Below are 7,401 nucleotides of genomic sequence, written 5' to 3'. Positions count from 1 at the left end.
GCAGGACACGCCGTAAACCCATCCATGGGGGCTCGATGGCGCCATCCATGGCGCCAACGGTCCTGCAGCCCCATACCGCCCCGCCCTCGACAGTTTCCCGATGACGGTGGTAGATCCACGCCATGCGTGGATGAATTTCCAACGAAATCGAATATTTCGACAATTGAACGAAGAGCATCCACGCATGGCGTGGATCTACCGTGTCGACCAAGGTGACACCCACCAGGAGCAGGCCCTGCCATTTCGACAGATCGCGGAAAACTGTCGAAGGCGGGGTGGGTCCGGTTGCGGGGGTGTCCGCGGCATGGATGCCGCGGCCAAGCCCCCAGGGATGGGTTTACGGCGTCCCCCGCGCAGCCCACCCCGCCCGGCCAAGCACAGCTGTTGCTTGCACGACCACACCAGCCACGAGGGGCTCCGCCGTTGGCCGTATCCCGCCGATAGGCGCGATAATGAAAGGATGGAAACCGTCCGCATCGCCACCCGCAAGAGCCCGCTCGCCCTCTGGCAGAGCGAACACGTCGCCGACCGCCTGCGCCAGGCACATCCCGATCTGCACGTGGAACTGGTGCCGATGAGCACCCGCGGCGATGAAGTGCTTGACCGCTCGCTGGCGGCCATCGGTGGCAAGGGCCTGTTCCTCAAGGAACTGGAGCTGGCSATGCTGCGYGGCGASGCCGACTGCGCSGTGCACTCGYTGAAGGAYGTGCCGATGGAACTGGATGCGCCGTTCGCGCTGCCGGCAATGCTGACCCGCCACGATCCGGCCGATGGTTTCGTCTCCAACCTGTATGCCTCGCTGGATGCACTGCCGATCGGTGCGCGCGTCGGTACCTCGTCACTGCGCCGCCAGGCCCAGCTGCGTGCGCTGCGCCCGGACCTGGAGCTGCTGGACCTGCGCGGCAACGTCAACACCCGTCTGGCCAAGCTCGACAACGGCGGCTACGACGCCATCGTGCTGGCCGTGGCCGGGCTGGAACGGCTGGGCCTGGGCAATCGCATCGTCGCCCGCCTGCAGCCGCCGCAGTGGTTGCCGGCGCCGGCGCAGGGCGCGGTGGCGGTGGAGTGCGATGGCGGCAATGCCGCGCTGATGGCGCTGTTTGCAGGCCTGGATGACGCCGCCACGCGCGCCTGTGYAGAAGCGGAGCGGGCGATGAACCGCGCGCTGCATGGCAGCTGCCATGTGCCGGYGGCGGCGATCGCGCAGTGGCAGGGCCAGGACCTGCACCTGCAGGGGCTGGTCGGCAGCGCCAGTGACGGCCGCGCGGTGCGTGCCGACGCCGTGGGCCCGGCCAGCGACCCGGAAGTGCTGGGCCAGCGCGTGGCGAAGATGCTGCTGGATGCGGGTGCTGGCGAGCTGTTGAACGTCTGAGCCACCGCAGGTAATGCCGGCCAGCGGCCGGCACTACCAAAAGCAGAACGGGCGCCAGGCGCCCGTTTCGCTTATTTGAACTTGTAGACCACGTTCATCGTGGTCAGCGTATCGGTCTTGCGCTTGTCCTCGGCGACGTCGCTGTTGTAACGCGCCTGCCAGCCGGCCTTCAGCGCCAGGTGCTCGTTCATGCTCACCGAGACACCAAAATCGTTCTGGCCGAAGGTGTTGTACGAACCCGATTCGACCAGCAGCGTGTTGATCAGGTCGGTGTTGTCGGTCAGCGAGTACTTCAGGTCGAACAGGCCGCGACCGATCAGGCCGGTGCGGGTGCGGTCGTCCTCGGTGCTGTGGGTGCGGCGCACACCGGGGCCGATCTGCGCATCGAACGAGAAACGCTCGGTGTTCCACAGCCGGGTGCCGTAACCCAGACCGAACGAGCTCTGCCGGTCGTAGGTGGCGAAGTCATCACGCTCGGTACGTACCGTGGCCGTCAGCTGGCGATGTTCGCCCAGCTGCAGCGCGCTGCCTGCACTGCCGGTGTAGCGGTTGGCGGTGGTGTTGTTGCGGCGCGTGGTGGTGCCGTCGTCGCTGGTTTCGGTCACCTTGGAGCTGGAGCGCAGGCCGAACAGGTCCATGCTGTGCACCCAGTCGCCATCGGTGTAGCGCAGGCGCAGGCGGCCGTTGAAGCTCTCGGTGCTGCTGTTGCCACGTGCCGACGCGAAGCCGAGTTCGCCACCACTGCCGCTCCACGGCGAGGACATCGCCGCCAGTTCGGAGGCATCCTGCGCATACGCCAGCGGGGCGCAGAGCAGCAAGGGGACCAGCAGGGACACGCGCAGGGACATCGAGGCTTCTCCGAAGCGGTTGGCAGCCGGTGATGATACTGGAAGCGTGATGACCGTCCGAATCGCCCGTCCCGCCTGCTTCAGCAGGCGTTGTCGGCCAGGCCCATTCAGGGCAGGTCGACCTGCAGGGCAGGATCGTTGAAGCGCGAGTACCGCAGCCGCAGCTGGAAGGGCTTGCCGTTGTTGTGGCCGCTGCGCACGATCTGCCGCGGCAGGCCCTGCGCATCCACCCAGTACTCCAGGCGCTCACCGGCCGTGGCGCCACGCAGGCGGTAGTGGCGGGTGCTGACGCCGTCCAGCGTCTGCTCGCCCAGGTCTTCGGCCTGCAGGGCCTGTGCGGGGATATCGGCAGGCAGCGGGCTGCGCCATTGCTCCAGCAGCCCCGGCGGGGTCGGCACCTGGCGGATCGCATCGTCGGCCTGCAGGAACATGGTGTCGCCGATGATCACCTGTGGTCCGGCAGGGGTCTGTACCCGGAACCGGTCCGGGGCGACGAAGTCCATCGCGGTACGCACCGGCTGCTGCGCGCCCAGCACCTCCAGCTCGGCATGGAAGCTGCGCAGGGCGGCAAAGCGCTGGCTGGCAGACAGCACCGCCTGCGCCGGATCGGCAGCGGGGACGGGCGTCGCAGCGTCGGTGGGCGCCGGTGCGCGGTCGCAGGCGGCCAGCAGCAGGCAGGCCAGCAGGGGCAGGACAGACAACCGGCGCATCGGGCGCTCCACGGGGCAGGGGGCGCCCACGATAGCCCAATCGTCCGCCACAACGCCCGAGACTCGGACATAATCGGGGGCATGGACCGATACGAACGCATCACCGCCCTGCATCGTCTGCTCAAGTCCGCACGCTATCCGGTGACGGTGGCGACCCTGCAGGACAAGCTCGGTTGCTCCCGGGCCACCGTCTACCGCGACCTGGCGTTCCTGCGCGATGCGCTGATGGCGCCGATCGAGGGCGATGGCGAGGCCGGCTTCCGCTACCTGGCCGACGAGAGCGACCGCTTCGAGCTGCCCGGCCTGTGGCTGAGCTCGGAGGAGCTGCACGCCCTGCTGGCCTCGCAGCACCTGCTGGCCCGTACCGGCGGCGGCGTGCTGTCTTCGGTGCTGGCGCCGCTGCAGCAGCGCATCGAGAGCCTGCTGGCCGCCCAGGCCGGTGTTTCCAGCTGGCCGGTGGATCGGGTGCGGGTGATTCCGCACCGTGGCCGCAAGTTCGATGAAGCCAGCTTCCGTTCGGTGGCCTCGGCGGTGCTGGAGCGCAAGCAGCTGGGCTTTGAGTACCGCGCCCGCTCGACCGACGAAGCGACCAAGCGCACCGTATCGCCGCAACGGCTGACCCATTACCGCGACAACTGGTACCTGGACGGCTGGGACCATGATCGCGAGGCCCTGCGCAGCTTCGCGGTGGACCGCATCTACAAGGCGCGGGTGATCGACAGCACCGCCCGCGATGTCGCCGACAGCGAACTGGACGAGCAGCTCGGCGCCAGCTACGGCATCTTCTCCGGTGCGCCCAAGGGCTGGGCAACCATCCTGTTCAGTGCCAAGGCCGCGCGCTGGGTGGCCGACGAGCACTGGCACTCCAAGCAGCAGGGACGCTTCCTCGCCGATGGCCGCTACGAATTGAAAGTGCCCTACAGCGTGTCGCGCGAACTGTTGATGGACGTGTTGCATTACGGGTCCGATGCCGAGATCGTCGAGCCGATGATGCTGCGCGAGCAGGCCAAGGCACTGCTGGAACTGGCCCTGACCAACTACGAAAAATCCTGACACCTCCCCCGAGATCGATTGCGCCCATGAAGAAGACCCTGTTGCTGCCCCTGTTCGCCGCTGCGCTGGCCCTGACCGCCTGCGGCAAGTCCGGTGAGCCTTCGCAGAAGCTGGTGGTGGCCGCCACCGCCGTGCCGCACGCCGAGATCCTGGAAGTGGTCAAGCCGATCCTCAAGCAGGAAGGCGTGGAGCTGGACGTGCGCGTGTTCAACGACTACGTGCAGCCCAACGACCAGCTGGTGCAGAAGCAGGTGGATGCCAACTACTTCCAGACCGAACCGTACCTGGACGCCTACAACCGTGATCGCAAGACCGACCTGACCAAGGTGGTGGGCGTGCACATCGAGCCGTTCGGTGCCTACTCGCGCAAGATCAAGTCGCTGGCCGAACTGCGTGAAGGGGCCGATGTGGTGATCCCCAACGACCCCAGCAACAACAGCCGCGCGCTGATCCTGCTGCACAAGGCCGGCGTGATCGAGCTGAAGGATCCGACCAACGCACTGGCCACCCAGCGCGACATCGTTTCCAACCCGAAGAACCTGAAGTTCCGCGAGCTGGATTCGGCCATGCTGCCGCGCGTGCTCGACCAGGTCGATCTGGCCCTGATCAACACCAACTATGCGCTGGATGCCGGCCTCAACCCGACCAAGGACGCGCTGGCGATCGAGAGCAAGGACTCGCCSTACGTGAACTTCCTGGTCGCCCGCCGGCCGGCACTACCGTCAGTCGACGTGGAAGGCGAGGGTGGCGGCCACGGCCTGCTGCCACCCGGCGTAGAGTTTCTCGCGCCGGGCCACCGCCATCTGCGGTTCGAAGCGGCGATCCAGCCCCCACTGTGCCGCGATCTGTTCGCGGCTCTCCCAGAAGCCGACCGCCAGCCCGGCCAGATAGGCCGCACCCAGCGCGGTGGTCTCGGTCACCCGCGGTCGCAGCAGGGGGACGCCGAGGATGTCGGCCTGGAAGCTGGCAAGGAAGTCGTTGCCGATCGCGCCGCCATCGGCGCGCAGTTCACTGAGCGAGATGCCCGCATCGGACTGCATCGCATCCAGAACGTCGCGGGTCTGGTAGGCCATCGCCTCCAGCGCTGCGCGCACGAAGTGGGCCTTGCCTGTGCCACGGGTCAGGCCGAACATCGCACCGCGCACGTCGCTGCGCCAGTACGGTGCACCCAGGCCGACGAAGGCCGGCACCAGGTACACCCCCGCGCTGTCCGGCACCTGTGCGGCCAAGGCCTGGCTGTCAGCAGCGCGATCGATCATGCGCAGCCCATCGCGCAGCCACTGCACCACCGAGCCGGCGATGAAGATCGACCCCTCCAGCGCGTATTCCACCTTTCCCTCCAGGCCCCAGGCAATGGTGGTCAGCAGGCCATTGCGCGAGCGCACGGCCTGCGTGCCGGTGTGCATCAGCATGAAGCAGCCGGTGCCATAGGTGTTCTTGACCATGCCTGGCTGGAAGCAGGCCTGGCCGAACAGCGCGGCCTGCTGGTCGCCGGCGATGCCGGCAATCGGGATCGGATGGTCGAAGAAGAACTGCGGGCGCGTGTGCGCGTACACCGAACTGGAATCGCGCACCTGCGGCAGCATCGCACGCGGAATGTCCAGCAGGGCCAGCAGGTCCTCGTCCCAGTCCAAGGTGTGGATGTTGAACAGCAGCGTACGCGCGGCGTTGCTGTAGTCGGTCACGTGCGCCTGGCCGCCGCTGAGATTCCACACCAGCCAGCTGTCGATGGTGCCGAACAGCAGCTCGCCGCGCTCGGCCCGCTGCTGCGCGCCGTCGACGTGGTCGAGGATCCAGCGGATCTTGGTGGCCGAGAAATAGGCATCGATCAGCAGGCCGGTACGCTCGCGGATCAGCGCTTCGTGGCCGTCGGACTTCAGCCGCTCGCAGATCGCCTGGCTCTGCCGCGACTGCCAGACGATGGCGTTGTGGATCGGCTGGCCGCTGGCACGGTCCCAGACCACGGTGGTTTCGCGCTGGTTGGTGATGCCCAGTGCGGCGATGTGGCGGGGATCGATCTGTTCGCGGCTGAGCAGTTCGGTGATCGTGGCATAGACGCTGGTCAGGATCTCGCGCGGGTCATGCTCGACCCAGCCCGGCTGTGGAAACAACTGGGCAAACTCGCGCTGCGCGCTGCCGACGATGTCGCCGGCGCGATCGAACAGGATCGCGCGCGAACTGGTGGTTCCCTGGTCGATGGCCAGCACGTAGCGGGGCGTCATGCAGCGTCTCCGGTGGCGATGTTGGGATCGTAATGCATCGGTGGCGCCGGGCCGCGCGCGGCATTACCGGCGACGTGAATCCATCCAGGCCTGCAGCCGTGCCGCCTGTGTCGCGTCCATCTGCAGCCCCAGCTTGCTCCGCCGCCACAGTACATCCTCGGCGCTGCGGGCCCACTCGTGGTCGCACAGGAACGCCACCTCGCGTGCGTGCAGGCCCGCGCCAAAGTCTTCGCCCAGATCGAACAGGCTGCGTGCGCCGTGCAGCAGATCGATGCTGCGACTGCCATAGGCGCTGGCCCAGCGCCGCAGCGTGGCCTCCGGCAGCCAGGGGGCCTGGTGCCGAAGCTGTTCCCGTGCCTGCCCGGCATCGCCCCAGTCGCTGCCGGGCAGTGGCTCGCCTGCCGCCGTCCAGGCGGGGCGGGCGTGCGGCAGATAGGGGCGCAGCAGGTCCAGTGCCTCCTCGGCCAGTACCCGGTACGTGGTCAGCTTGCCGCCCAGCACGTGCAGCGCAGGCGCACCGTCGGCGTCCAGTTGCAGGCGATAGTCACGGCTCAGTTTGGCCGCGCGCGGGTCCGGGTCGGCCAGCAACGGGCGCACGCCGGCAAACTGCCAGACCACCTCGGCAGGTGCGACCGGATCGCGCAGGTAGCCGTTGGCAGCGCTGCACAGGTAGTCCACTTCCGCGGGCAGCACACTGCAGCGTGCGGGGTCGCCGCGATAGTCGGTGTCGGTGGTGCCGATGAGCAGGTGGTCGTGGAAGGGCAGCAGGAACACCACACGGCCGTCGGGCTGCTGCAGCAGGCAGGCGCGGTCGTTCGGCCAGGCGCGGCGCAGCACGATGTGGCTGCCCTGGACCAGGCGCAGCGCAGGTCCGCCGCTGCGGGCGTGCATGCGCTCCAGCAGACCGCCGGCCCAGGGGCCTGCGGCGTTGACCACCGCCTGTGCCTGCACGGTCTGCTGATGGCCTGCGGCGTTTTCCAGTACGGCGTGCCAGCGTCCGTGCCCGCGTTGCAGGTCCACGCAGCGCGTGCCGGTCAGGATGCATGCACCCCGCTGCGCAGCATCGAGCGCGTTGAGGATGACCAGCCGCGCATCATCCACCTGCGCGTCGGCGTAGCTGAAGGCGTGCTGCAGCTGTGGCGACAGCAGCGCGCCGAGTGGATCGTCGTGCAGATCCACGGCGCGCGACGCAGGAA

General features: G+C 67.9%; 7 protein-coding genes and 1 pseudogene. 3 read left to right on the top strand and 5 right to left on the bottom strand.

The features are described 5' to 3' along the window. Nucleotides 1–211: hypothetical protein (locus tag AC1VAN_RS11415; RefSeq protein ID WP_480985831.1), on the bottom strand; the 211-nt coding region annotated here is incomplete at its 3' end. 249 nt (nucleotides 212–460) lie between these two features. Between AC1VAN_RS11415 and hemC the strand changes: the two genes are divergently transcribed. Further along, on the top strand, nucleotides 461–1,372 hold the full coding sequence (gene hemC, locus AC1VAN_RS11410; RefSeq protein WP_480985830.1) for a hydroxymethylbilane synthase: 912 nt from the start codon (nucleotides 461–463) through the stop codon (nucleotides 1,370–1,372). A 71-nt stretch (nucleotides 1,373–1,443) separates the two neighbouring features. Here the strand turns inward: hemC and AC1VAN_RS11405 are convergent, their stop codons facing one another. Both AC1VAN_RS11405 and AC1VAN_RS11400 read right to left on the bottom strand, forming a co-directional pair. Then, complete coding sequence (locus tag AC1VAN_RS11405) at nucleotides 1,444–2,220, bottom strand: DUF481 domain-containing protein (RefSeq protein WP_025877391.1); 777 nt, start codon at nucleotides 2,218–2,220, stop codon at nucleotides 1,444–1,446. 107 nt (nucleotides 2,221–2,327) lie between these two features. Further along, on the bottom strand, nucleotides 2,328–2,930 hold the full coding sequence (locus AC1VAN_RS11400) for a LolA family protein (protein WP_032976576.1): 603 nt from the start codon (nucleotides 2,928–2,930) through the stop codon (nucleotides 2,328–2,330). Between the two features lie 81 nt (nucleotides 2,931–3,011). Here AC1VAN_RS11400 and AC1VAN_RS11395 point away from each other — a divergent pair, with 81 nt between their 5' ends. Further along, nucleotides 3,012–3,983 carry a helix-turn-helix transcriptional regulator gene (locus tag AC1VAN_RS11395; protein ID WP_025877388.1) on the top strand — a complete coding sequence of 324 codons (972 nt, stop codon included), beginning with the start codon at nucleotides 3,012–3,014 and terminating at the stop codon, nucleotides 3,981–3,983. Nucleotides 3,984–4,009: 26 nt separating this feature from the next. Then, nucleotides 4,010–4,690 (top strand): annotated as a pseudogene (locus AC1VAN_RS11390) (MetQ/NlpA family ABC transporter substrate-binding protein); the annotation flags it as partial. Nucleotides 4,691–4,705: 15 nt separating this feature from the next. On the opposite strand, the gene glpK reads toward AC1VAN_RS11390, so the two are convergent. Together glpK and glpD are read right to left on the bottom strand one after the other, a co-directional pair. Further along, nucleotides 4,706–6,205 (bottom strand): glycerol kinase GlpK, encoded by a 1,500-nt coding sequence (gene glpK / locus AC1VAN_RS11385; protein ID WP_032976574.1) that lies wholly within the window; start codon nucleotides 6,203–6,205, stop codon nucleotides 4,706–4,708. A 63-nt stretch (nucleotides 6,206–6,268) separates the two neighbouring features. Continuing rightward, the coding region (glpD, locus tag AC1VAN_RS11380; RefSeq protein ID WP_480985829.1) for a glycerol-3-phosphate dehydrogenase at nucleotides 6,269–7,401 on the bottom strand (1,133 nt) is incomplete at its 5' end.

It is taken from the genome of Stenotrophomonas sp. 05L44_2 (genome assembly GCF_056665995.1).
This window is presented reverse-complemented; position numbering and strand designations above follow the sequence as displayed.

Bases quoted from the DNA above. Each gene is read 5' to 3' on its own strand.
- AC1VAN_RS11405 (WP_025877391.1), bottom strand. From the start codon at position 2,220: ATGTCCCTGCGCGTGTCCCTGCTGGTCCCCTTGCTGCTCTGCGCCCCG.
- AC1VAN_RS11395 (WP_025877388.1), top strand. From the start codon at position 3,012: ATGGACCGATACGAACGCATCACCGCCCTGCATCGTCTGCTCAAGTCC.
- AC1VAN_RS11400 (WP_032976576.1), bottom strand. From the start codon at position 2,930: ATGCGCCGGTTGTCTGTCCTGCCCCTGCTGGCCTGCCTGCTGCTGGCC.
- glpK (WP_032976574.1), bottom strand. From the start codon at position 6,205: ATGACGCCCCGCTACGTGCTGGCCATCGACCAGGGAACCACCAGTTCG.